The 21,531-nt window shown below is 55.7% G+C and carries 18 protein-coding genes and 2 pseudogenes; 8 read left to right on the top strand and 12 right to left on the bottom strand.

Going from position 1 to position 21,531, the window contains the following annotated elements; all coding sequences use genetic code 11:
* Nucleotides 1-24: 24 nt before the first annotated feature.
* The 5 genes and pseudogenes from Q9S52_RS02675 to Q9S52_RS02655 all read right to left on the bottom strand — a co-directional run bounded on the left by Q9S52_RS02675 (nt 25) and on the right by Q9S52_RS02655 (nt 5,861).
* Nucleotides 25-1,451 (bottom strand): annotated as a pseudogene (locus tag Q9S52_RS02675) (DUF3987 domain-containing protein).
* Nucleotides 1,444-1,797, bottom strand: a complete 354-nt coding sequence (locus Q9S52_RS02670) for a helix-turn-helix domain-containing protein (protein ID WP_304708076.1) — start codon at nt 1,795-1,797, stop codon at nt 1,444-1,446. The pseudogene Q9S52_RS02675 and the gene Q9S52_RS02670 overlap by 8 nt, the downstream one beginning before the upstream one ends.
* 216 nt (nt 1,798-2,013) lie before the next feature.
* Nucleotides 2,014-3,162: pseudogene (locus Q9S52_RS02665) on the bottom strand (DUF6043 family protein).
* A 55-nt stretch (nt 3,163-3,217) separates the two neighbouring features.
* Nucleotides 3,218-4,549 carry a site-specific integrase gene (locus Q9S52_RS02660; RefSeq protein ID WP_304708075.1) on the bottom strand — a complete coding sequence of 444 codons (1,332 nt, stop codon included), beginning with the start codon at nt 4,547-4,549 and terminating at the stop codon, nt 3,218-3,220.
* A gap of 13 nt (nt 4,550-4,562) precedes the next feature.
* On the bottom strand, nt 4,563-5,861 hold the full coding sequence (locus Q9S52_RS02655; RefSeq protein ID WP_304708074.1) for a site-specific integrase: 1,299 nt from the start codon (nt 5,859-5,861) through the stop codon (nt 4,563-4,565).
* A 290-nt stretch (nt 5,862-6,151) separates the two neighbouring features.
* On the opposite strand from Q9S52_RS02655, the gene Q9S52_RS02650 reads away from it, so the two are divergent.
* Nucleotides 6,152-6,964: a hypothetical protein gene (locus Q9S52_RS02650; protein ID WP_304708073.1), complete on the top strand. Its 813-nt coding sequence runs from the start codon at nt 6,152-6,154 to the stop codon at nt 6,962-6,964.
* A gap of 126 nt (nt 6,965-7,090) precedes the next feature.
* Here the strand turns inward: Q9S52_RS02650 and pgk are convergent, their stop codons facing one another.
* Nucleotides 7,091-8,350 (bottom strand): phosphoglycerate kinase, encoded by a 1,260-nt coding sequence (pgk, locus tag Q9S52_RS02645; protein WP_304708072.1) that lies wholly within the window; start codon nt 8,348-8,350, stop codon nt 7,091-7,093.
* 150 nt (nt 8,351-8,500) lie between these two features.
* On the opposite strand from pgk, the gene Q9S52_RS02640 reads away from it, so the two are divergent.
* The 3 genes from Q9S52_RS02640 to rfbC are packed head-to-tail and all read left to right on the top strand — an operon-like array spanning nt 8,501 to nt 12,416.
* On the top strand, nt 8,501-9,565 hold the full coding sequence (locus tag Q9S52_RS02640) for an acyltransferase (RefSeq protein ID WP_304708071.1): 1,065 nt from the start codon (nt 8,501-8,503) through the stop codon (nt 9,563-9,565).
* Between the two features lie 52 nt (nt 9,566-9,617).
* Nucleotides 9,618-11,840 carry a GDSL-type esterase/lipase family protein gene (locus tag Q9S52_RS02635; protein ID WP_304708070.1) on the top strand — a complete coding sequence of 741 codons (2,223 nt, stop codon included), beginning with the start codon at nt 9,618-9,620 and terminating at the stop codon, nt 11,838-11,840.
* A gap of 9 nt (nt 11,841-11,849) precedes the next feature.
* Nucleotides 11,850-12,416, top strand: a complete 567-nt coding sequence (rfbC, locus tag Q9S52_RS02630; protein ID WP_304708069.1) for a dTDP-4-dehydrorhamnose 3,5-epimerase — start codon at nt 11,850-11,852, stop codon at nt 12,414-12,416.
* Between the two features lie 88 nt (nt 12,417-12,504).
* Here the strand turns inward: rfbC and Q9S52_RS02625 are convergent, their stop codons facing one another.
* Nucleotides 12,505-12,954 (bottom strand): cupin domain-containing protein, encoded by a 450-nt coding sequence (locus Q9S52_RS02625; RefSeq protein WP_304708068.1) that lies wholly within the window; start codon nt 12,952-12,954, stop codon nt 12,505-12,507.
* Between the two features lie 213 nt (nt 12,955-13,167).
* Between Q9S52_RS02625 and Q9S52_RS02620 the strand changes: the two genes are divergently transcribed.
* Nucleotides 13,168-13,548 (top strand): helix-turn-helix domain-containing protein, encoded by a 381-nt coding sequence (locus Q9S52_RS02620; protein WP_304708067.1) that lies wholly within the window; start codon nt 13,168-13,170, stop codon nt 13,546-13,548.
* 621 nt (nt 13,549-14,169) lie between these two features.
* Here Q9S52_RS02620 and Q9S52_RS02615 read toward each other — a convergent pair.
* From Q9S52_RS02615 to Q9S52_RS02595, 5 genes are all read right to left on the bottom strand, one after another.
* Nucleotides 14,170-14,328 carry a hypothetical protein gene (locus Q9S52_RS02615; RefSeq protein WP_297626546.1) on the bottom strand — a complete coding sequence of 53 codons (159 nt, stop codon included), beginning with the start codon at nt 14,326-14,328 and terminating at the stop codon, nt 14,170-14,172.
* Nucleotides 14,329-14,510: 182 nt separating this feature from the next.
* Nucleotides 14,511-16,748 carry a DUF4838 domain-containing protein gene (locus tag Q9S52_RS02610; RefSeq protein WP_304708066.1) on the bottom strand — a complete coding sequence of 746 codons (2,238 nt, stop codon included), beginning with the start codon at nt 16,746-16,748 and terminating at the stop codon, nt 14,511-14,513.
* A 28-nt stretch (nt 16,749-16,776) separates the two neighbouring features.
* The gene (locus tag Q9S52_RS02605; RefSeq protein ID WP_304708065.1) at nt 16,777-17,427 is read right to left on the bottom strand and encodes a WbqC family protein; all 651 of its coding nucleotides are present in this window, start codon (nt 17,425-17,427) and stop codon (nt 16,777-16,779) included.
* An 8-nt stretch (nt 17,428-17,435) separates the two neighbouring features.
* Nucleotides 17,436-17,762: a hypothetical protein gene (locus Q9S52_RS02600; RefSeq protein WP_304708064.1), complete on the bottom strand. Its 327-nt coding sequence runs from the start codon at nt 17,760-17,762 to the stop codon at nt 17,436-17,438.
* A 264-nt stretch (nt 17,763-18,026) separates the two neighbouring features.
* The gene (locus tag Q9S52_RS02595; RefSeq protein ID WP_304708063.1) at nt 18,027-19,469 is read right to left on the bottom strand and encodes an arylsulfatase; all 1,443 of its coding nucleotides are present in this window, start codon (nt 19,467-19,469) and stop codon (nt 18,027-18,029) included.
* A gap of 74 nt (nt 19,470-19,543) precedes the next feature.
* Between Q9S52_RS02595 and rdgB the strand changes: the two genes are divergently transcribed.
* The 3 genes from rdgB to frr are packed head-to-tail and all read left to right on the top strand — an operon-like array spanning nt 19,544 to nt 21,488.
* Complete coding sequence (rdgB, locus tag Q9S52_RS02590; RefSeq protein WP_304708062.1) at nt 19,544-20,143, top strand: RdgB/HAM1 family non-canonical purine NTP pyrophosphatase; 600 nt, start codon at nt 19,544-19,546, stop codon at nt 20,141-20,143.
* A gap of 27 nt (nt 20,144-20,170) precedes the next feature.
* Nucleotides 20,171-20,896 carry a UMP kinase gene (gene pyrH / locus Q9S52_RS02585; protein ID WP_297626563.1) on the top strand — a complete coding sequence of 242 codons (726 nt, stop codon included), beginning with the start codon at nt 20,171-20,173 and terminating at the stop codon, nt 20,894-20,896.
* Nucleotides 20,897-20,924: 28 nt separating this feature from the next.
* Nucleotides 20,925-21,488 (top strand): ribosome recycling factor, encoded by a 564-nt coding sequence (gene frr, locus Q9S52_RS02580; protein WP_294592504.1) that lies wholly within the window; start codon nt 20,925-20,927, stop codon nt 21,486-21,488.
* Nucleotides 21,489-21,531: the final 43 nt, after the last annotated feature.

The raw sequence follows: 21,531 nt of genomic DNA, 5'->3' as shown, positions 1-21,531 counted from the left end.
GAAACTGCAAGCTGCAACGCGGGGTCATTCATTGCAGTTTTGGGTTGATGGTTCATTTTCGTTTATGGAATATTTACCGGATCCATACACCATTTTCTCGTAATGCCCGGCTTTGGACTTTTTCAAGAGCCTGCTGTGACACAACTCCCTGAGATAGTTCATCACCGTGCGCTCGCTGATGTTCGCAGTTCCTTACCGACCGCTATGGCCGTTTTCGTATCGAAGATATCGGGCAGCAACGACAACAATACTTTGGGAGGCTCTTCACAGGTATTGTCTGCCACGAAGGAACGGATGCGTATGTATGAATCCTCGAAATAGTCATTCAGCCGGATAGCGGCTTTCACCGACACCGGATCCACAAACTGCAGGTGGCTTTCATCAGAAGCATACCGCAGGACTTGGATAATCAGAGCCAGCCGTGCCACGTGAGCCGGATGTTTCATCTCCCGGCTGTCAACATCGGCATCGTCCTCTATCCGGTTGATGCGTCCCACTTTTTCGTTCCACCAGGAGAAGAAATACTCTTTGGCTTCTCTGTTCATGGAAAGCATATGGGCGGCGTGTTCTTCCATTCCGTCTCCTTCCGTTTCTGTATCATAATCCAAGGCAAACACCTTGTCCAGTATCTTTTCCCAACGTTTTGCAGCCAAAGAGGTCTTTTCTCCGTCATCATCCCGGTTTGTCCATTTTGACACTTCCCGGGATTTGGGAAGCACGAACAGGATACGGTCAAGCAGTCCGTTTTCCTCGAATCCTTTTTTGAGAAGTTCGTGAATACGTTTGGTCTGTGCAGTCCCGATGATGTTGATGCACGGGCGTTCTATATGTATAGGAGTGGAATTGCTTACCCTTATTACATCCAAGGCTCCGCCACTCCATGCGGTCAGCAATTGCTCTATGAGCTGCCCGTTCGTGTAGCGGTTGGCGGAATTGAACATGCCCATGATCTCGTCCACCAGAATGGCAACGCTCCGAGGATTGCTGTTATGTGTCTGTAGAAGCGATTCGGGTGTGAAGTCGGATACGATGGTACGGTGAAGAACAGGTTTCTTTCCGTTTTCTCCTGCCGCTTTCCATGCTTCCACTTCTGCCTCATACGCCTTGAAAAGGGCATAGTCATGTTTACGGATTGGACGGTATGCGGCTTCCAGCGGTGGGGTCTTGCCTAGTCCGGGACGGCCCACCAGAATGATGTACAGTGCGCCGTTGCTCTGCCAGTCGCTTTTGATACGGATACGGTAAGTACCGCCCAAGGCTGTCGATGCTGCCGACAGCATGGACGTCGCGATGAACTCAATCATGTAGTTCTTGTATTTGGTCATGTCAAGTATAACGGACTGTACGGCCTGAGGGAATGCATCCAAAGGGAAATCTGTGTCTTCGGTATGCTCTGCCTCCATGCGGATTCGGTTACACAGTTCAAGCCGGCTGTTTTTCATGTCAGCCATTTTTCTTCTTGCAATAGAACGTTACACTTTCGGACTTGCCCCCTGTCTGCACGCGGTGTACATCCGATTGGGCATACATATTCTTGTTGCCTACCTTGACAGGCACGAGGTAGCCGCGCTTCGCCCACAGGTTGAGCGTGCCTTCGCATACGTTCAGCAGTTCCCGGACTTGTTTCGTGTTGAGATAGACTTCTTCCGCTTCACGCTGCATTACAGCCTTCTGCTTTTCCTGCTGTGCCAGGATGGTACGCTGTACGATGGATTCGGCAAACATCTTGAGGTCCGAGGGAGTAATTTCCAATTTTACATTAGCTCCCTGTTCGACCAGAGTTTCTATGGTAATCATAAATGTCAGTTTTGAAATTTATCACGACCATCTGTAAAAGTTCCCTGATGCCTCACTTCCGATGGCTTGTAAAAGAGAAGCACCGCCAACCTTCGGGGAAAGGATTGACGGTGCAAAAGTATGTATGAATTGAAACTATTTGATATATAATGCTTTGTCTCAAATTGTCATGACGATTTAAGACTGCATGACAATATAAAACAGCCTTATTTTACCTTATTCCGCAATATCTGTTTCTTCATCTGTTCTGATAATGCCTCTGATTTCCTCTGCCAATGTCCGGAACAGTTCCCGGTTTTCGTCACTTTCTATAAGTGGTGCGGACTGGTCTTTCCCGTCCTTGATTATGTGCCTTGACGTTTTCAGGGACCCGACGGCCTGTCGTATGGCACTCTCGCTCTTCAAAGACGGCAAATCCGGAATTTGCAGGGTCAATCCAACGCTGTATTCTTTGGCGGCATGCATACCATCCACCAGCCGCAATTCTTTCAGTACATAGTACGGCAATGCCTGATGGACGGCACTCCTGTTAATGGAAACAAAACTGCGGAGACATTGCAGGACCCCCGTTTTATTCTTGCAATTAAGATAATCTATAAGAGGTCTTTCCTGTATCTTTTTCCTTCCGGCTGTACGCTGTACCTTTGATGTTGCATCAATGCCGGAATCTGTTGATTCCGCGCCACCAACGTTACTGTCTGTATCGGATTCCATTTCGGCTGTTGCGGATTGCAAGGCCCATTCACCGATGCGATTTTCTTTAACGGCTTCGTTCATGGCGAAATATTCGTCCCAGTCGGTACGGGTACGGAAACCACTTTTGATGGAGACGCTAATGATTTGTCGGGTAACAAAAGAACAGCTTTGTCTGTCCGCTTCGTCTGCTTCCGGACTCCCTGCCTGTTTGCTGACCATGCTGACCATCGTCTCGAAACTCTTTCCGTAGTACAGCCAGCTCAACACAAGAGGTGCTGAAAGGATAATGCGCGGTTCTTCGGGCTTGCTGCTGAAAATGGATTTTATCCTGTCCCATAATGTGGCCGGAGCTGTATCATGCAAAGGATTACTCCCCTCCCTCTGTTCATGGTATAACTCCACTATCCGCTTGGGTACTGCATCCTCTTTGAACATGAGGTCTATATTCTCAAAATTCCCTTTATTGTCATCATCCCAACATAACTCTCATTCAGTCTTGATTCTGGGCAGTTGTCTGAATATGGCCTTACAGATGTCAAGGTACTGCCTCTCGTCCCCGTTTGTCATCAGTCGCGCGAAACGGTTGTATTCCTCTCTGTGCGTATTCTTCCAATGAAGGATATCCGCCTTGAACTGGTCGTATGTCAATTTTCGTTCATCTATATTCATAGTGTATTATATTATTACAAAGTATAAAAGGGAATATTAGAAAAGAGGGAAACGGTCAATCCAATAGGTTTACCAGTTCCTTTTTCATATCGTCATCAATCTTGCGGTATCGTACAAAAGCCCGGCTACCTTCCGAATGCCCCGACATGGAGGCGATCAGGTTCGGGTCTTTGACCTGCTTGTATAAGTTGCCTATAAAAGTCTTTCGTGCCGTATGGGTGGTTGCCACCTCGTATAGAGGCCGTGCCACATCCTCGCGTGTCTTCGGGTCGAGGACTCTCACCATGCGGTCTATGCCCACATATTTGAGAATCTCCTTTATCTTCTTGTTGTAACCGAAATGAGAGAACCGGGGAAGTAATGCGTCTTCCAAGTCCTTATATCTCTCCAGTATGTCCAAAGCCTTTTGGTTGAGCGGAACTCTGACTGTATTGGCGTATTCCATTTTGGTCTTCTGTGGAATATATTCCATACATCCGTCCACGACATTGGCTTTGGTCAGTCTGTTCAGGTCGCTGACGCGGCAACCGATCAGGCACTGGAACATGAATATGTCCCGATAGACCGGCTGGGTGGCCCCAAGGCCGCTCAGGTCGGCATAGTACACCCTGTCCCTCTCTTCTATGGTCAGATAAAACGGGTCGCCGTACATAGGTTGGGTAATCTGGTACTGGTCAAACGGATTGTTTCTTGTCAGCCCGCGCTTGATGCACCACTTGATAACCGTCCTTATCCGGTAAAAATAGCCTGTAATGCTGTTCTCGGAGCGGATCTGCTCGTATTTCTGCTTTTGCACGTCCTTGTAGAACAAAGGGTATTGTCCGGCAAGATTATGTTCCTCCTGCAGCCAGCTCTTGAACTTCCGCAAATCATCGGCGGTAACCGTGTCAACACACAACTTAAAGCCCCTGCGGTGCAGCACTTCATGCTGGAAACGCTCGTAACGGCTTATCTTGTCTATATTACCAAGATGGTGCTTGTAGCTGTCGTCCGCCAAAGTGTTTTCTGCGATATACCGGCTGATCTGATAGACGAGATGGTATTCTTCGGCTTTGTTGCCGCCCCTTGCGTTGATGTCGGGATGGTGGTATTCCTCTATCAGTCCTTTCAGCCAGTTCCCGTCCACACCACGGTGGTACTCCTTTGTGATAAGGTGGGTGATTTGCTGGATGTCCCTGTCAAAGTTCATCCGCTTCTCTTCCGATACCAGAGTCACACGGGGCTTGTAACCCTGTTTCTCCGCGCTCCAGTGATTGGGGCTGATGGAAAGCTCGCTTGCCGCTTTTATATCGACTCCGCCAATATCCCGGACACGGAAATAGACACGTGCCAGATCCGTCACGTTGTTTTTGGCCGATGTCTTTCTGATGAATGCCGTTACTTTCATGTATAAGTCCTCCTTAGTTTATCATTTCTACCAGTTTTCGCTTCATGTCATCGTCTATGGTGCGGTATCGCCTGAACGCCCGGCTTCCTTCCACGTGTCCCGACAGGGAAGCGATCAGATTCGGATCGGGGACCTGTTTGTACAGGTTGCCTACAAAGGTCTTGCGTGCCGTATGGCTGCTGGCGACTTCATACAATGGTCTTTGCACGGTATTATATCCGTGCGTGTCAAGGATGGTGACCATACGGTCAATGCCGCAATGCTTCAAAAGTTCACGTATGCCCAGATTATAGGTATGTATGGGCTTGAAAGGAAACAGCCTGTCCGCGTTTGCATCATAGCGTTCCAGTATCTTCAAGGCCTTTTTGTGCAAGGGGACTCTGACTGTCTTTGCCTGACACTTTTTCGTTTTCTGTGGCATATATTCCAGAAAGCCGTCCTTGATGTTTTCCCTTTTCAGCCGGTAAAGGTCTCCGACACGACAGCCGATATAGCAGTGGAACACGAATATATCCCGGATGACCGCCAGTTTAGGACTATCATTCAAATCCGCATCGTACAGGACATTCCTTTCCTCCGAAGTAAGGTAGAACGGGTCCCCGTATGTCGGTTCCTTGCAGCCGTAGAGTGCATACACCTCGTTGTCGGAATACTTCATCCTCTTGCACCAGTGCAGGAATGCACAGAAGAAGTTCATGATGTTGATGACGGTCGTGTTGGAGAGAGGCTTGGGCTTGTGGTTGATAAGCATACGGGGAACATAGAACTCAGGATGCTCCTGGCGCAGCAGGTACTCATTCGCGACATAATCCCGGAAACCGTTCATCTGTTCCAGTGTGACAGTCTCCACAAAGAGTGTGAAGTCACGATTGCCCAGTATTTCACGTTGGTAGTCGTGATAGCGGGACATCTTGCGCTCGAAACGTATGATATGCTCTTTGGTTCTATCAGCCCCTTCGTACTTCTCCAAATATTCATGAACACGATAGAGCAGAGTTGGATGGTTGCGTTCGAAGGCGCGTGCAGGATACAGCACATCTTCGATAACCTGCTTCAGCCATTTGCTGTCCGCCTTGTCCGAAAAGGTCTTCTCCACTTTCTCGATGATGGCGGCAATCTGCTCAGGCAGGCGTTTTTGGTCGGTGGCAGGTACGGCTGTCGTGCGTTTATAACTTAGGGTATCTGCATCCCAGTACTTGTCATGAACTGTAAGAGACGAAACCACCTTTATATCCACATTCTTCTCACGGACACGGAAGCAGATGTTCGAGGTCGTAAAGGAACACTTTTTCAGATAGACGGAAACTTTCATCGGCAATGCGTTTTTGGTTCACATCGCAAAGGTATATAAATTCCCATATATGTTCCCATATATCCCGAAGAAACTTGAAACGGATTAAAACAAATTAAGAAGTCAATCCCGAAACTGATACCACATAAAGCACTGTAAATTAGTGGTTATATTTTCTCTTGTTATGCTTTTCTTTTCATTTTCGACTTTCCCAATCCGTTATCAAAACATATATTGCAGTTCCGCGATTTTCTTTTTTCTACACACCCTGTCTTTCGCGGAGCCGGAGGGGCGATATTTTTTCGAAAAAGATGAAAAAACTTCTTCTCTTGTGTGTCGTGTCGCTTTTTTCGAGCATCACACTTGCGCAGAACACCAATTTACAAGACGTCATCTATCTGCAAAACGGCTCGATCATCCGTGGGACGATCATCGAACAGATACCTGGCAAATCGTTGAAAATCGAGACACGTGACGGCAATATTTTCGTCTATCAAATGGATGAAATCAGTAAAATGACTCGCGAGCAAACGCAGAATCGGTACGGTGTAGCGAATCGCACATTGAGGTTTCAGGCTAAGCCGAAAGGGTATGCCGGGTTTGTGGAAGCCGGATACGGTTTCGGAGTTGGTAGATTGAGTCCTGACCTATCAACAGAATATAGAGCTGCTAACCGTTTTGAAATCGATATAATTAATGGTTATCAATTCAATCCGTATTGTTTTGTGGGATTAGGTGTCGGATTTAATATTTTTACCAATGCAGAGAAAAATTCAATAAGCATTCCCGTTTTTATTCAAGGAAGGTTCAATTTATTGGACAAACATACATCGCCGTTTTTTGCACTGAATATAGGATATAATATTGATACCCGAAGAGGAGAAGTTCACAAAAAGTCTTCATATGGAACTACGACAATCACGTATCCAGGAGGAATCATGTTGGAACCGACAGTAGGTATTGCACACCGACTTTCGAACAGAACTTCTATCACATTTGGAATCAGTTATTCTTTGATGCAATTCAATAATAAAGTTACATACGAATATTATGACGAAACCGAGACTGAAAAGGTAAGAAATCGCCCCCAAGCAGTCAGATTGAAGTTGGGCATTACATTTTAAAAGTAGTCTCATCAAAATCTGGGTGGGAGTTTCCGTCAGCAGCGTAAAAATAGCTCGGGCGAGTGTCTTATATAAATGACACTCGCCCGAGCTATTTTACAGGAAGAGCCAGAGGCTCTTAAACCGTTATTTCCGAATGGCAGCTACCCCCGGCAGCTCCTTGCCTTCCATGTATTCCAGCAAGGCCCCGCCGCCGGTCGAAACATAGCTTACTTTAGTCGCCATCCCGAACTTGTTGATGCAGGCCACCGAGTCGCCGCCCCCAATCAACGAGTAGGCGCCTTTCGCCGTAGCCTCTACGATCGCCTCTGCGATCGCTTTCGACCCGTTGGCGAAGGTGTCGAATTCGAACACCCCGACCGGCCCGTTCCACAGGATGGTCTTCGATTCGCCGATCACCTGACGGAATTTCGTTTCGGTCTTCGGCCCGATGTCCATCCCTTCCCAGCCGTCCGGAATGTCGTTGGCCGGGCAGATCTTCACGTTGGCGTCGTTGCTGAACGCGTCGCCGCACCGTGCATCTTCGGCCAGAACCAGATTCACGCCCAGTTTCTTGGCCTTTTCGATGATCGCCAGGGCGGTGTCGAACTGGTCTTTTTCGCAGATCGAGTTCCCGATTTTGCCTCCCTGTGCCGCCATGAAGGTGTAGGTCATCCCCCCGCCGAGGATCAGGTTGTCCACCTTCTCCATCAGCGATTCGATGATGGTAATCTTGGTCGAGACTTTCGAACCGCCCAGAATCGCCGTAAACGGTTTCTTCGGAGCCTGCAACACGCTGTCGATCGCCTTCAGTTCCCCCTCCATGATGTAGCCGAACATCTTGTCGTTCGGGAAGAATTCGGCGATCAGCGCCGTCGAAGCGTGTGCCCGGTGCGCTGTCCCGAACGCGTCGTTGATGTAGCAGTCGGCATACGAAGCGAGTTTCTTCGTAAACTCTTTCTGTGCTTCTTTCACCTTCGCTTTGGCTGCTTTCTTGTCGTCGTCCGTGGCGTCTTCTTTCAGGCCGCGCGGTTTCCCCTCTTCTTCGGCGTAGTAGCGCAGGTTTTCGAGTAGCAGTACTTCGCCCGGCTTCAAAGCGGCAGCTTTCTGTGCAGCGTCGGCTCCCATGCAGTCGCCTGCGAATTCGATCTTCTGGCCCAGCAGTTTTTCGACGGTCGGGATGATGTGTTTGAGCGAGTATTTCTCTTCCGCGCCCTTCGGCCGTCCGAGGTGCGACATGAGGATGACCGAACCGCCCCCGGCCAGCACCTTCTTGATGGTCGGAATCGCCGCCCGGATACGGGTGTCGTCCGTCACGTTGAAGCTGGCGTCCAGCGGCACGTTGAAGTCTACGCGGATAATCGCCCGTTTGCCGGCGAAATCGAAAGTGTCGATTGATTGTTGCATGGTTTGTTTATGATTCGTTTTACGTGAAAGCGTAATCGGTTTCATCGACAAAAATAGGGATTATTTCGGATTATCGTGCAGAAATAATTGCGAAACCTTGTGCGCGGCGGCCGGATACGGTGGCGGTCGAACGGACGGAAAAGCGTAATTTTGGGGCGGACATTTCTCGGGCACTTCGGTATGCGCAATCCTTATATCAGTTTTCTCCAGGCTTTCGGCATCCTGCTGGTGGTGGTCGGCCATGCCTTTCCGACTGACGGGCACGATGCGGGGCTCTACCGCTGGATCTACAGTTTCCACATGCCGCTGTGGATTTTTCTGTCCGGTTATCTGCTGCGGTATACCGCAGCAGGATCCGGTTGCACCGCATCCGGCTCTTCTTTGGTAGACATCCCGGTCGGCGCGTTCGTCGCCAAAAAGGCGAGGCGGCTGCTGGTGCCCTATTTTCTGATCAGTACGCTGGTCTTTTTGCCCAAGGTGTGGCTGAGCCGGTGGGCGGTGAAGCCGGTCGAGCTGTCGTGGGACGCCTATTTCGAGATGCTGCTCGTGCCGTCGAAAAACGTGATCGTCTACTATTGGTTTCTGCCGACGATCTTTCTGCTGCTGGTCGGGACGGTGCTGGCCGCTCGGGGGTTGAGGCGGCTGGGAGTCGGCGACCGGGTGCCGCTGTGGGGCTGGGCGCTGGCGACGCTGGCGTTGTCGGTCTTCAATCCGTTGGACGGCGTCGGGTGGCTCAACCTGAGCGGGGTGGTCAAGTCCGGCTTTTTCTTCGTGCTGGGCATCGTCTATTGCGCGTATCAGCGGGAGATTGACGAGGGGCTGGCGCTCGGCAGCCTGTGGGCGTTGGCGGGCTGGGGCGCGACGTCGGTGCTGGCGACGGCGACCGGTTACGGGGCGGTGAATCCGTTGGCGGAGCGGCTCACGGCGGTTTGCGGCATCCTGTTCGCGTTGTCGCTGGGGCGGTTCTATCTGCGGAGCGGATGGCGGTTTCTGGCGCCGCTCGACGGGGCGACGTATGCGATTTTTCTCTTCTCGTGGTTCCCCCAGTCGGCGCTGCGGGTGGTGCTCTACGACTGGGCGCATCTCGATCCGTGGATCGGCGTGCCGGTCAGCACGGCGGCGGGAGTGGCGGTGCCGTGGCTCGTGTGGCGGGGGCTGCTGTGGGCCAAGCGGTGGCGGGTGGGGCGGATTTTGGCGGCGGGGTGCGGGCAGTAAGGGATTTTTAGCTACCTTTATAAGGTCTTAAACAACGAAAATGAGTCGTTCGATGAAGAAAATTTGTCTGATTCTTTGTGCTTTGCTGGTTGTTTCCGGGGCGAGCGGCGCCCGGAGGCCTGCTGCGGTGAAACCGGCGCCGGTGCGGGTGGCGTGTGTGGGGAACAGCATCACTTATGGCATGCTGGTCGAGGATCGCGAGCGGAACTGTTATCCGGCGGTGCTGGGGCGGATGCTCGGGGCGGGATACGACGTCCGCAATTTCGGCCACAGCGGCGCCACGCTGCTCAATAAGGGGCACAATCCGTACACCAAGACGAAAGAGTATGCCGAGGCGATCGCTTTCCGGCCGGACATCGTGGTGATCCACCTCGGTATCAACGACACCGATCCGCGCAACTGGCCGAACTTCCGGGACGAGTTCATTCCGGACTACGCGGCGCTGATCGAGAGCTTTCGCGAGGCGAATCCGGCGGCGAAGGTCTACATCTGCCGGATGACGCCGATCCCGCACCGTCACCGGCGGTTCAAGGCGGGGACGCGCGACTGGCATCACCAGATTCAGGAGGCGATCGAGCGGGTGGCGGCGTCGCAGCGGACGGGGTTGATCGACTTGGAGCCGGTCTTGAAGGATCGGCCGGAGCTGTTGCCGGACGCCGTGCATCCGAATGTGGAGGGGGCGCGGCTGTTGGCCGAAGAGATTTATCGCGCGCTGACGGGTGATTGCGGAAAATTGCGGATGTCGCCGGCCTATACGGATCGGATGGTGCTCCAGCGGGGAGTGGTGACGCGGATCGGCGGCCGGGCGAATGCCGGCCGGCTGGTGACGGTGACGGTGGCCGACACGGTGCGGCGGGCGAAGTCGGGGCGGTTGCGGTTTGGACAGATCGCTGCCTCGGACACGGTGACGGCGGGTGCGGACGGATGGTGGGAGGTGCGGTTGCCGCTGGAGGAGCCGATGCTCTCGGGGGTGCTGGCGATCGCGACGGAGGATACGGTGGCTCTGTATCGGGATGTGGCGGTGGGCGAGGTGTGGATCGCGGCGGGGCAGTCGAACATGTCGTGGCCGGTGGCGCGCGCGGCGGAGCGGGCGGAGGCGAGGCCCACCGACCGGATTCGGCTCTTCCGGGCCGATCCCACGTTTGCCGATGAGCGGGGGCGGCTGGACAGTACGGAGCTCGCCCGGCTGAACCGGTTGGATTATATCCGGAATCCGCAGGGGTGGGTCTCGGGGAGCGATACGGCGGCGGTGGAGGAGTTTTCGGCTGTCGCTTGGTTTTTCGGACAGATGCTGGCCGACTCGCTGGGGGCGGGAGTGTCGGTGGGGTTGATCGAGATCTCGCTGGGCGGGGCGCCGGCCGAGGCGTTCGTCTCGCGGCGCATCTTAGAGGACGATCCGGCGCTGGTGGATGTGCTCTACGACTGGCGGAACAACGAGATGGCGCAGGATTGGGTGCGGGGTGTGATCCGGGGCAATCTGGAGGGGGTGAAAAATCCGTTGCAGCGGCACTTCTTCGAACCGGCTTACCTGTACGAGAGTCGGGTGGCTCCGCTGGCGGCGGGGTACGATGCCGAGGGGGTGATCTGGTACCAGGGGGAGAGCAATGCGCACAACGCGGAGTTGCACGAGAGGCTCTTTCCGGCGGTGGTGAAAAGTTTTCGCGAGGCGTTCAATCAGAACTTCTATGGCAGGCTGATGCCTTTCTATTTCGTGCAGCTCTCTTCGCTGAACCGGCCGAGCTGGCCGCACTTCCGGGAAAGTCAGCGGCGGCTGGAGGAAAAACTCCATGGGTGGGATAATGTTCATATGGTGGTCAGTTCCGATCTGGGGGATTCGACGGACGTCCATCCGCGGCGCAAGAAGCCGATCGGCGAACGGTTGGCTCGGCGGTGTTTGTTTCAACGGTATAGTTATCCGAATCGGTTCAAATCGTTGGAGACGGCGCAGAGTCCCACGGTGATTGACGGAGCGACGCAATATTACGATACGGTGTTTGTCGATTTCAGCCGTCCGTTGGCTACGCTGGACGATAAACCGGTGAGGGGGTTCGAGATCGAGGCTGCCGACGGAAAGTTCTATCCGGCGACGGGGCGGATAGAGGGGCGGCAGGTGATTCTGACGGCGTCGAGCGAAGGCCCCCTGCGATTGCAGGGGACGCCGCCGCGTATTCGTTACGGCTGGCAGCCCTTTACGCGGGCGAATCTCTGCGGGGTGGCGCCGTATCGTATGCCGGTGTCGACTTTTGAAATACGGGTGAATTGTAGCAAACATTAAACAGAATAGATGGCTGAATTTAAAAAGGTGGAGACCCCGATCGAGGGGCTGTTCGTGATCGAGCCGACGGTGTTCGGCGATGCGAGGGGCTTTTTTATGGAGACCTATGCCAAACGCGATTTCGATGCGATGGCGGGCAGTCCGGTCGATTTCGTGCAGGACAACCACAGCAAGTCGCGGCGCGGGGTGTTGCGCGGGCTGCATTTCCAGACGCGGCATGCGCAGGGCAAACTGATCCGGGTCGTGGCAGGGGCGGTTTATGACGTGGCGGTGGATTTGCGGGTCGGGAGTCCGACCTACGGGCTGTGGCACGGGGTGGAGCTGTCGGCGGAGAATAAACGGCAGTTCTATGTTCCGGCGGGGTTTGCGCACGGCTTTTTGACGCTGGCGGACGATACGGAGTTCCTCTACAAGTGTACGGACTACTACCATCCGGAGTTCGACGGCGGGGTGCGGTGGAACGATCCGCAGATCGGCGTGGACTGGCGGCTGGCGGAGTATGGGTTCGATCCGTCGGGCGAGGGGCTGCTGCTCTCGGCGAAGGATCGGGTGCAGCCGCTGTTGGCGGAGTTGTAGTCTCGGCTTTGTAATAGCATCCCGGGCGATGCCTCGTCTCTGTATTTGCGAGGTGTCGTCCGGGATGCGTTCGTCTCGGCGGGAGCGGTTACCACTCGACGGGGTCGGCGAGGATCTGGCCGTCGGCGGCGTCTTCGGTCGTGAAGGCGGCGCCGCGGTACTGCACGCAAAGCATCGTGAGCGGTTCTGTTCCATTGTTTCGCACGCTGCGCCGGCCGGTGGGGGCGACGCGGACGACGCTCCCTTCTGTGACGGGGAAAATCTGGCCGTCTACCTGAAATTCGCCCGATCCGTGGAGGAAGAAGTAGAGCTCTTCGTGGTTTTTGTGGGTGTGCAGGAATCCCGTTTCCGTCCCGGGCTGGAATACCTGGAACGAAAATTCGCCGCCCGTCGCGTTCACGGCGCTGCCGCCGAACACTTTGCCCGGAATCCTGACTTCGGGCCCCAGTTCGAGCACGTAGTCTCCCAGTTCGTTCAGCTTGCCGATCCGGATCGCGCTGAAATTTTTGCCGGTTGCTGATTTTTCGATCTGTTTCATGGTGGTTGTGGTGTTGGTTCGTGCAACAAAACTATGTGGTTTTGGCATGTCTGTCAAGAAGTTACATTTTTGTCCGATAGTAACTTTTTTATCGCTCTTGCTGATAAAGAACAGGTTGGAGTTCGAAAAATATCGTTTTTTCAGCGGATTGATTAACTTTGATTTTGAAAGTTGCTAACTAAAAGTTAGTATTGGCGTACAAAAGGTTGAATCATGCAGAAAAAGGCGGAAGGAAATTCTTTGATCGAGATGTGTCCGATTCGGAACATCGTTGCCCGGTTCGGAAACAAGTGGTCGTTGCTGGTGGTGGTCTTGCTGAGCGAACGGGAGGCGACGCGGTTCAATGAGTTGTGCCGGTCGATTCCGGACATCTCGTCGCGTGTGTTGTCAAGTACGCTCAAGATGTTGGAAGCGGACGGGCTGGTGAGTCGCACGGTCTATCCGGAGGTGCCGCCGCGGGTAGAGTATCGGCTGACAGAGATGGGCCGTTCGCTGGTTCCGCTTATCGGTCGGCTGACGGAGTGGGCCCAAACGAATATGAAGTCGATCGTCGAACACCGTCGGGTTTACGAGGCGGAGCAGGTTTCGGGTTGAGGGAGTGTGGCTCGTCGGGGTTAACGGTTTGAGGCTGAGGTTGTCGTCAGGCGTTTTGTTAGGGTTGTCTTTGCCTCATTAGCCAGCACGGACAAAGGATTATAGTGCGAAAGAATCCCTCTTTAGGCGGGCGACGGCAACGCGGCGGAGCGCCAGCGGAGCCGCAGTGAGGCTGACACGGGGCGAAGAATTGGGCTATGCTTGTTTTTTCGGACAGGAAAACCGTAGCCGGTTTTCGAGCCGCGCTGGGCCGAGCCGTGGGGCTTGGATTTGGGCTGTGGGTTGGGCCGTGCTTCTGCGACTCGCAGAGTCGCGCGGGCCGAAGCCTCCGACCGCGGAGGCCCGCAACACGCCGCTTGCGCGTCAAGAGTTGCTGTACCTCCCGAGCGTCCGGCCTGTTTTAGCCAAGAGTGAATATTAAGGGTCGGAGCCAGCGTGGCTGGAAACGAGCATTGCGATGTTGCAGGCCTACGCCTGGGGTGGCTCCGGCCCGCGCGGTTCTTCGAACCGCAGAGTGCAAATGGGGATAGGGCGGCCAGTTGCTTGGGGTAGCTTTCGGGTAGAGGCTGCCCTTATTTTTAGGGTAGACCCGGCCCTTTGCCCACCGCGGGCACGCGGCGTTTATTCCGAGAGGCAACGCAACTGAAAACTGTAAGCGCGGTAGTCCGCGCTGCTGGAATAGAGCCACGTCACGCCGAGACGTAAGTTCATGCCGTTGGTGCTGCTGATCGTGGACGACCAACTGTACTCGCTGCCGCCGACGTTCGCCAGATCGCCCAATCGCCCATAATTGCCTGCGTCGCGGAAGCCCGGGCGGGATGTCGAACGACACTCCGATGCGAGTTTGTCCGGGAAATTGTAACAAAAACCGCCCGGCGTATCCGTGAGAAAGATACCACCGGGCGGGTCTCGGAAAGGGAGGCTGAAGAACGCCAGTTTCCGCCTCCGTGCGATGTGGCCGATTATTCTACCACGATTTCATCCATAAACGCAAAAGCCTTTTTGCCTGCCCCCAAGTGCCAAGGCGGGCAAATCCCCACGCCGTCCGTCACCACCTTCACATAACGTCCCTTGCGGCCGACCGCGCTCGAAAAATCGCGCGAACCGATCGCCACCGCCCGATTGACCTCCGGCTGCGCCTCCATACCCGCCTGCGCGTAATCCTTGCCGTCCGAAGAGACATAGAACGTCACCTGCTTCGGGAAGAAAATCCAGTCCGTCAGCACCTGCAAGTAAGTCGTCGTCACCCGGGCGATCTCCTGCTCCGACCCCAAGTCCACCACCGCCTCGAAACGCGGCACGTCCCAACCCAGCCACTGGATCTTGTAATCGTTGCTGCCGTGGAGGCCGTTGGTCAGCACCTTGTCCGCCGAGCGGTCGTATTTCGGATGCGGTGCAGGCGAGAGAGCGACCGGTTTCTCGAAACTCAGGTTCCCGTCCTGCCGCACGATCGAAATTTTGCGCATCATATCGAGATACTCGTCCGGCGTCGTGTGCCACTCCGAAAGGCGCGTCACCCCCTCCTGCTTGCACAGCGCGATGAAATCTTCCAGTTTTTTCGTGTATTCCGGATTCGTTTCCCACACACTGTCCGTCGCTTGTACATAGATACCGTTCGGCCCGTACGGGTCGAGCTTGGTCTGCTCCAGTTCCGCATACCGAAGCGGCTGGCGCGCAATTTTCACCCGTTTCAGGAACTCAGGCTGGTTCGCCACCGCCGCCTCGGCCCGGTCGAAACACGATTCGTAGATCGCCAGATTCTCCGGCGACAGGTAGCTGTCCGCCCCGTCGGTCGGCGCGCCGAAAATCGAAAGCGGTTTGCCGCTCTGTTCCAAATTTTGCGTAATCAGGTTGATATACTCCTTGATATGCCCCCCCGCCGGGCCGTAGTAGCCGTTCAGGAAGTCGTTCATCAGCGAGTCGGCATTGGCCGACGGATTCCACAGCAGTTTCGAGATCAGATAAGCCCGCAGGTCGGCGAACTCGCCACCCACCTCGCGATTCCCCTGCTCGAACATTGCCACCACATGGTTATCCACAAAATATTGGATATTCGGCTGCAACGTATGGAAATTGGGGAACGGGCTGACCAGATTCTTGAACTGGATCACATAGTCCCACACCAGAATATTGTCCGTGAGCTTGGCCCACTCCTCCATGTCGCGCCGGAACGAGGCACTGGTCGAATCCGTGGCGATCGGCTGGCTGCGGTTGCACTCGATGTTGCAGAACATGATGTTCACATTTTCGCGCGGCTTGGTCACCTTCGGCGCGGCCCGCGAATACTGGTAGGCCAGCGTCGAAATCACCTTGTCCGGGAACCGCTCGGCCACGGCGTTCACAAAACGAATCACGCTGCCCGTCGGGCTCCCCTCGATGGAGTCGACCTCGGCGCACAGCGCACACTGGCAGTAGCCGAAGTTATCGTTCGAGCTGACCGACCAATACTTTGCCTCCGGCTTGGCGGCCATCGCCTTGGCCAGATTGTCGCACATGATCTCCAGTACCGCCGGATTCGACAGGCAGGGCTGCGTCGTGGCCCGCTGACCGCTCACCAGCGCAAAATACTCCGGATGAGTCTTGAAATAGGGATCCGCCGGCAGCAGCTGCCCGAAGCTGTGGCACCAGAAACCCCAGTCGGGCTTTCCGCCCGTCGAGTCGTGGCTCAGCTTGTGCCAGTCGATATACCCTTGATCGTTCGTCCCGCGGTAATGGGTGTCGCGGAAAGTGATGACAGGCACCTGCCGGTCGTAAATTCGCTTGGGTACGGTCACTTTCCCCTGCTGCGGAATGACTTCGACCGTGGCCGAGTATTTCCGGCAACCGAGGTAGTCGTCCAGCAGGGTGTACATCCCGTTCAGGGTGCCGCGCGAGGTGCCGCCCTGAATGTCGATGCGGTTGCCGTCCGTGAAGATCACAAAACCGTCGTTCCCCAGATCGGCGTGTTTCGAGGTGTCGGTGCTGAAGACGATCGCGTGGTCGTCGGCAGTCGTTCCGGAGTCGGTCATGATGGGGAGTTCGGCTTGCGAAATTTGCCGGGAATAACCTTGGAAACGCTCGGCGGCGAGCCAGGTGAGGCTGTCGGCATCGGCGGCCACCACGATGCGGTAGGCGCTCCGGCCTTTGTCGGCCAGCTTCAGGGTCTGGCTGCATGAACTGAGCATCAGCGCGGCTCCGAGCAGGGCAAAAATGGATTTCATCGGTAGGGTTTTGAGGTGTTGTTTGGGTTTAGTGTGCGGTGTGAATGCTTGCCCGAACGGCCTGTCCGGCCTGCGGCCCTTCGCAGAAGAGGAGGTCGACGACCGACAGGTTCGGTGAGAACGGGAGCCGGTCGGCGAAGACCTGATAATACTCCGGCGCCGCGAATGTCGGGTCGGGACGCCGGAGGCGCGGTTTGTGCGAAATGATATCCCGAAAATCCCCTGCTTCGGCTGCCGTGTCGAGAGGCACGGGTGCGGTGTAATCTTCCGTAAACAGCAAGGTCTCCGGCAGGCCGAGCAGCCCCAGCAACAGGCGTGTCAGGTCGCCGTTCAGGTCGAAGAGGCGTTCGGGGCGGTAGTTTCGCTCGTTGTAAAACGGGGCGAGTTTTTCGGCATAGTGGTCGAAATAGGGCGCCGCCGCATAGGCCGCCCGCAGCGTGCGCCAGTGTTCGCGCTGCCAGGGCAGGGTGTAGTCGATCCGTACTTCGCGGATGGGCATTTTGGCCCGGTGATCCCAAACGACGGGTACGGTCAGCGTCCGCACGCCGGCGGCGGTCATCACTTCGGCCCGGTTGCGGTAGGTCTGTTTCTGAAAATTCTCGTGGGCTTCGATCCGCGCGCCTTGTGCGAGCTTGCCGAAGTATTGGATGTTTCCTAAATAGGCGGTTGTAACGAGCATCGTTTCGTTTATTCCGAGAGGCAACGCAACTGAAAACCGAGGGCGCGGCGGTCCGAGCGGCTGGTGTTGAGGTACTGCGAATGGAAATTCAAGTCCAGGCCGTAGATGCCGCTCGTGGCGGAAGACCAGCTGAACCCGTGGTTGCTGACGTTGACCAGTGCGCCCGAAGGCCAATCGCGGTAGCCCGGGGCGGGGTACCAGGCGAGCGGGGTTCCCGCGGTGCCGTCGTCCGTTACCTTGTAGAGACGACCGTTGGTGGCTTTGTAGTTCCCTGCACCGTAAGATTCTCCGACAACCCCATCCGAGTAGTACGGGAAAGTCCCTTTTAACGGCACATCGGCGTCCCGCGTAAAGTCAGACCAAGTCCCGTTCGGGCACTGGCTATTGCCCGCTTAGGTCGGGTTCGGCAGCACGCTGGCGGAAATCTTATTCAAAGCGCAAGTCGCTTTGAATGATTTCCTACTCCAGCAGTCGCGCGCGGTTGAGCTTTGCCCCGGCTGGAACTGCCGCTTTCTTGTAAGAAAGCTTTCATGATAGCTCCGCTCCTCCTTAGGCTCCGCAGTCTTTAATCTTTGTCCGTGTGCCGGAAGAGGACTTTGTCAGAAGTTCCACGCCGGATTCTTCGACTGCGTCCGCCCCTTGTCCATCAGCCGTTGCAACTCCAGCACCTTGCCCGGATACTCCGAAGCCACGTTGCGCAGCTCTTTCGGATCGCGCGACAGGTTGTAAAGCTCGTATCGCACCTTCGACGGGTCGCCGGACAATTGTTTGGCATTCAACCGAATCAGTTTCCAGTTGTCGCGGATCACCGCCTGTTTGCCCCCCTCCTCGTGGAACTCAAAATAGAGGTGGTCGTGTTTCGGCTGTTCGCCCTCGCCCGTCCATTCCGGCAACATCGAGATGCCGTCCACCCCTTTCGGCACCTCCGCATCCACGATGTCGCAGACCGTCGGCAGGAAGTCCCAGAACGCTGAAACGTGGTAGCTCACGCTCCCCGGAGCGATGTGTCCCGGCCACACCACGATGAACGGCGTCCGGATCCCACCCTCGTAAAGGTCGCGTTTCGTGCCTCGGAACAGTGAGTTGCTGTTGAAATAGTTCGGGTCGTGTCCCCCCTCGATGTGCGTCCCGTTATCGGAGCTGAAGATGAAAATCGTGTTGTCGAGCTGCCCCGTTTCGCGCAGCTTGGCGACCAGTCTGCCCACGTTGTCGTCGATGCGCTTCACCATCGCCGCGAAAGCCGCCCGCGGCTGTGCCTGTGCTCCGTACCAGTCGCCCTTGAACGGCGTTTCCTGAAACTTGCCCTCGAACGGTTTCATCTCCTCCGCCGGCAGCACCAGTTCGGCGTGCGGAAGCGTCGTGGCGAATTCGAGGAAGAACGGTTTGCCTGCCGCCACGCTCCGGTCGATGAACGACAGGGCGTGCTGCGTTGTCAGTTCGTCGGAATATTGCGTGCCGTCGAGCTCGATTTTCCGGCCGTTTTCGTAGAGCTTTTTCGGATAATAGTGGTGTGCGTCCACCTGTGCCTGGTGGCCGTAGAAGTAGTCGAAACCCTGGTTCCCGACGCCCCCCTCTTCCGGATAGCCGCCGAGACCCCATTTGCCGGTGATCCCTGTAGTATAGCCTTTCGAGCGCAGAATCTCGGCTACGGTCACCTCTTCGGCCGGCAGCGAGTAGTCGTACGTCGTGCCGTCCTCCAACTTTCGACCGTCGTTACCCCGAACCCCTGCGTGCCCCGTGTGTTTGCCGGTCAGCAGCACGGCGCGGCTCGGCGCCGAGACCGTCGAACCGGCGTAGTGTTGCATGAACTGCATCCCGGCACGTGCCAGCGAGTCGATGTGCGGGGTCGGAATGGTGCGCTGCCCGTAAGCTCCGATGTCGCCGATGCCGAGGTCGTCGGTCAGGACGAAAACGATGTTCGGCAGGCGTCGTGCGGCGGTGTCGATCGGCGCAGGGGTTGCTTTTCTCCCCCGTGCTGTTCCGGAGAGCGGCATGGCGGCCGCGGCGGCCATCAAAAGGCCCCATTCTGAAAGGTGTTTCACGTGATTTCGGTTTTGTTAAAGCGGCAATGTAGTAAATTTTCGTTAAATTCGCCTCGTAGAACTCGGATTCGGACATGAAAATCATCTTTGCTACGGGCAATCGGAACAAGTTGAAAGAGATACAGGCGATTCTCGGCGACCGGGCCGAGGTGTCGATTCCGGCGGATCACGGCGTGACGGAAGAGATTCCGGAGGATGCGCCGACGCTGGAGGGAAATGCGTTGCAGAAGGCCCGGTATATTCATGAGCGGACGGGGCTGGACTGTTTTGCGGACGATACGGGGCTGGAGGTCGAGGCGCTGGGAGGCGAGCCGGGCGTCTTTTCGGCGCGCTATGCGGCGGTGAACGGTGCGGGCGAGGGGCATGCCTCGGCGGATAATATGGCTTTGCTGCTCAGGCGGCTGGAGGGGCAGCAGAATCGACGGGCGCGGTTCCGGACGGTGATCGCGCTGATTCGGAACGGCGAGGAGCACCTTTTCGAGGGGATTGTGAACGGCGAAATCACGCTCAAAAAGAGCGGCACGGAGGGGTTCGGCTACGACCCGGTTTTCCGGCCGGAGGGGTATGCGGTGACTTTTGCCGAGATGGCGCCGGAACTGAAAAACCGGATCAGCCATCGCGGACGGGCGACGGCGCGGCTCATCGAGTTCCTGAACGCAGAGGGCGGGGAATAAACGGTACGATTTAATCTTTTCGGAAAGATGGCGAAATACAAAAGAATATTGCTGAAACTCAGCGGTGAATCGCTTCAGGGGAAACAGGGATACGGATTGGATCCGGAGGTGCTGGCTTCGTATGCCGCTCAAATTCGGGTGGTGGCGGAGGCGGGAGTAGAGGTCGGGATCGTGATTGGAGGCGGGAATATTTTCCGCGGAATGACGGGCGTCGGTAAAGGGTTCGACCGGGTGCGGGGAGATCAGATGGGGATGCTGGCGACGGTGATTAACTCGCTGGCTTTGCAGTCGGCGATCGAGAATGCGGGCGGACGGGCCTGTGTGCTGACTTCGATTCCGATGGGGCCGGTGGGGGCGGGAATTTACTCCAAGTTCCGGGCGCTGGAGCTGATGCGCGAGGGGTATGTGGTGATTATCGGAGGCGGAACGGGCAATCCGTTTTTTACGACCGATACGGCTTCGGCGTTGCGCGGGGTGGAGATCGAGGCGGATGTGCTGCTCAAGGGAACGAGGGTCGACGGGGTCTATACGGCCGATCCGGAGAAGGATCCGGCGGCGGTGAAGTATGACCGGATTTCGTTTGCGGAGGTGATCGAAAAGCGTCTCAAGGTGATGGACCTGACGGCATTTACGATGTGTATGGAGAACCGGCTGCCGATCATCGTTTTCGACATGGATACACCGGGCAATCTGGAGCGGGTGTTGGCGGCGGACGGCGCTTTGGCGGAGGTGGGGACGCTCGTGCATAATTAATTTGGAAAATAAATAAGATCGAAAAAATATGGGACAGAAAAGAGCAATCATTGACGCGGCGATGCCGCGTATGGACAAGGCTTTCGCACATTTCGAATCGGAAATCGCGTCGATCAAGGCGGGCAAGGCGAGTCCGAATGTGCTGAACGGGGTGATGGTGGAGTCGTACGGGGCGCAGATGCCGGTCAATCAGGTGGCCAGCGTGACGGTGCCGGATGCGCGGACGATTCTGGTTCAGCCGTGGGACAAGAACTTGCTGGCGCCGATCGAAAAGGCGATTATCAATTCCAATCTGGGGATGACGCCGTCGAATAACGGGGAGACGATTCGGCTCAATGTGCCGCCGTTGACGGAGGAGCGTCGGAAGGAGCTGATGAAGCAGATCAAAGCGGAGGCGGAGACGTGTCGGGTGGCATTGCGGGGGGTACGCCGCGATGCGATCGAGGCGATTAAGAAGGCGATCAAGGCGGACGGTCTGCCGGAGGATGTGGCGAAGGATGGTGAGGATGAGGTGCAGAAGATCGTGGACGGTTTCTCGAAACGGATCGACGAGGTGTTGGCGGTGAAGGAGAAAGAGATTATGACGGTGTAGATGGAGTTGATTTTTAAATCTATGGATAACGGGTGGCTTTGTG

Origin of the sequence: uncultured Rikenella sp. (assembly GCF_948810725.1) — a bacterium.
GTDB lineage: Bacteria > Bacteroidota > Bacteroidia > Bacteroidales > Rikenellaceae > Rikenella.
The sequence above is the reverse complement of the archived record's forward strand: the minus strand, read 5'-3'. Positions and strand labels throughout refer to the sequence as shown.

What these genes read in the sequence shown, in the direction of transcription:
- Q9S52_RS02670 (WP_304708076.1), bottom strand. Translation starts at nt 1,797, where the DNA reads ATGATTACCATAGAAACTCTGGTCGAACAGGGAGCTAATGTAAAATTG.
- Q9S52_RS02660 (WP_304708075.1), bottom strand. Translation starts at nt 4,549, where the DNA reads ATGAAAGTAACGGCATTCATCAGAAAGACATCGGCCAAAAACAACGTG.
- Q9S52_RS02655 (WP_304708074.1), bottom strand. Translation starts at nt 5,861, where the DNA reads ATGAAAGTTTCCGTCTATCTGAAAAAGTGTTCCTTTACGACCTCGAAC.
- Q9S52_RS02650 (WP_304708073.1), top strand. Translation starts at nt 6,152, where the DNA reads ATGAAAAAACTTCTTCTCTTGTGTGTCGTGTCGCTTTTTTCGAGCATC.
- pgk (WP_304708072.1), bottom strand. Translation starts at nt 8,350, where the DNA reads ATGCAACAATCAATCGACACTTTCGATTTCGCCGGCAAACGGGCGATT.
- Q9S52_RS02635 (WP_304708070.1), top strand. Translation starts at nt 9,618, where the DNA reads ATGAAGAAAATTTGTCTGATTCTTTGTGCTTTGCTGGTTGTTTCCGGG.
- rfbC (WP_304708069.1), top strand. Translation starts at nt 11,850, where the DNA reads ATGGCTGAATTTAAAAAGGTGGAGACCCCGATCGAGGGGCTGTTCGTG.
- Q9S52_RS02625 (WP_304708068.1), bottom strand. Translation starts at nt 12,954, where the DNA reads ATGAAACAGATCGAAAAATCAGCAACCGGCAAAAATTTCAGCGCGATC.
- Q9S52_RS02620 (WP_304708067.1), top strand. Translation starts at nt 13,168, where the DNA reads ATGCAGAAAAAGGCGGAAGGAAATTCTTTGATCGAGATGTGTCCGATT.
- Q9S52_RS02610 (WP_304708066.1), bottom strand. Translation starts at nt 16,748, where the DNA reads ATGAAATCCATTTTTGCCCTGCTCGGAGCCGCGCTGATGCTCAGTTCA.
- Q9S52_RS02605 (WP_304708065.1), bottom strand. Translation starts at nt 17,427, where the DNA reads ATGCTCGTTACAACCGCCTATTTAGGAAACATCCAATACTTCGGCAAG.
- rdgB (WP_304708062.1), top strand. Translation starts at nt 19,544, where the DNA reads ATGAAAATCATCTTTGCTACGGGCAATCGGAACAAGTTGAAAGAGATA.
- pyrH (WP_297626563.1), top strand. Translation starts at nt 20,171, where the DNA reads ATGGCGAAATACAAAAGAATATTGCTGAAACTCAGCGGTGAATCGCTT.
- frr (WP_294592504.1), top strand. Translation starts at nt 20,925, where the DNA reads ATGGGACAGAAAAGAGCAATCATTGACGCGGCGATGCCGCGTATGGAC.